Source organism: Acinetobacter sp. YH1901134 (genome assembly GCF_013416965.1).
Taxonomy (GTDB): Bacteria; Pseudomonadota; Gammaproteobacteria; order Pseudomonadales; family Moraxellaceae; genus Acinetobacter; species Acinetobacter amyesii.
In genome coordinates, this window is sequence record NZ_VPEW01000040.1 from 1 (window position 1) to 1986 (window position 1986).

1 protein-coding gene is annotated in these 1986 nt (G+C 45.7%); it reads right to left on the reverse strand.

The annotated features are described in order from the left end of the window. The coding region (locus tag FTV50_RS16520; protein WP_180025092.1) for a type VI secretion system Vgr family protein at positions 1 to 1986 on the reverse strand (1986 nt) is incomplete at both ends.

The following is a 1986-nucleotide window of genomic DNA, read 5'->3' on the forward strand; positions in this document are numbered from 1 at the left end:
ATCTGCCCCATCTCCTTGGGCTTGGATTTCAACTTTGCCTTTGCCTGCATAAGCTCTTAATCCCTCTTGTGCTGCAAATAGACTGATCTTGCTTTGTGCATGGGCAATTAAGGATTTTTGACTGCTGAGGTTGATACTATCGCCTGCACTTTGGCTGATTTGTCCATCTGCTGAAAGATGAATATCTTCCTGACTACTCACAGCAATTGAGTTCGGTGCAGATAAAATCATTAAGGCTTGTTTAAAGGCATCAGCTTTTTCTTTACTGCCTTTTTCGATTTGTGCAAGGAAGTTTTTTAGGTTATCTAAGACTTCAAGCGGGTCAGTTTGTTGATTTTTAGCCACTTCACTTAAGGCTTTACTGCTGTTTAAGTTGGCTTCGATTTGATCTTTCGCCGCTTGTGCATCGAGGTGCATTGCCGCTGCTTGTTGTTGTGGGTGTGTGCTGACAAGTAGCCCCTGTCCTGCACGTACTGCGCCCCATTGGTCTGTTCTCAGTTCAAAGCCTTCACCTCGCCCTGCACTTTCTGCGGTTTCTTTGGGATGACTAAGGTTACCGAGGTTGAGCTGAGTGGCACCATGGGTACTTTGTAATTGTGTTGAGATTTGTCCAGTCGTGTCATCAAAGCGCAGTTGTCCAAAGCCTTCACCTTGGACTTCCTTACTTTTTATTCCAGCCAGTTTTTTGGTGTCTGGCAGTTTGCCTTTACTATCAAATTGGGTCGGACTGCGCTGTGCTTCATGTATGCGCCCCACCACAAATGGTCGGTCGATATTGCCGTCAAAGAAATCGATGACCACGATTTCATTAATGCGTGGCAAGAAGCGTGCGCCATAACCTTCACCTGCCCATGGTGTAAGCACATCTACCCATGCAGAATCTGTGTCATTGTCATTACTGCCTGCACCGCCATCATGGCTGTGGTCATCTCCACGGGTAAATAAAAAGCGGACTTTGATACGCCCCCATTCATCGACATGTATTTCTTCACCACTTGGCCCGACAACTTTAGCCCGTTGCGGATGGGTGCTTGGACGGTGTTCGAGTGGGTTATATTCAGGAACCGTCGCAATATTGCGGCGTTGTAATGTGAGCTGATTGGCCTGACGCTCGGCCTGTTCATGGATGGGTTTAATGTTCCACTGACTTTGTTCAATCAGTTGATTGACTTGTTCAGAGAGATCTTTAGGTAAGTTATTTTGGTTATAGAATTTTTTTTCTGTGATTAAAAATTGTTTGTCTGCGCCACTGTGTTGATCGATTTCTGGGTGTTCATTCAATTCAAACCAATAACCCACTTGGGTATCACGCACGGTCGATTGTGCATTGAATTTTTTAGATTGCAGCTCGTGGTAGCGCGTTAGGTTTTGATTCAGTTTTTCAATTTGGCTGTTGGATGAAGCCGTAGCTTGATCCTCACCGTTTAAGTCTTGCATCCATGCAGGGCTGACATGCCATGCTTGTTCCAAACTTAAGCTAGCATTGTCTTGGCTTTGGCTATGCTGATGTTTGCTTTGAACTGAACCTGCGCCTTCTTCTTGGCTGAGTCCATCGGCTTGCCAGCGCTGTACATGGACCGCAGTCGGCTGAATGCTACGCTCACCGATCAAGCTGGTAATGCTGTCTTGTTTTTCTGTGGCACTAGAACGATGAAAGCGGATACTACGACGGCTGAGTGCTTGATATTGGCTATTGTCATCAATCAGGCGGAGTTTTTGTTTTTCAATTTGGGCTGAGGAATGCGGCACTTTCAACTGTGCTTCATCGATGAGCCAGTTGATACCCTCACTGCGCCAAAGTCGCGTTAAAAAGTCATAATCGCTTTCATTCGACTGCATGATGAAAGGTCGTACATCATAGTTTTGGCTTAAACCGCTTAGATCTAGCGTTAGACTGGCAGCAAAGAGCGGACTTTTGCTTTGCCATTCTTTAAAAAGAGTCTCACTGACATCACGCACCGATTTGTTCATAAACACACGGCTGTT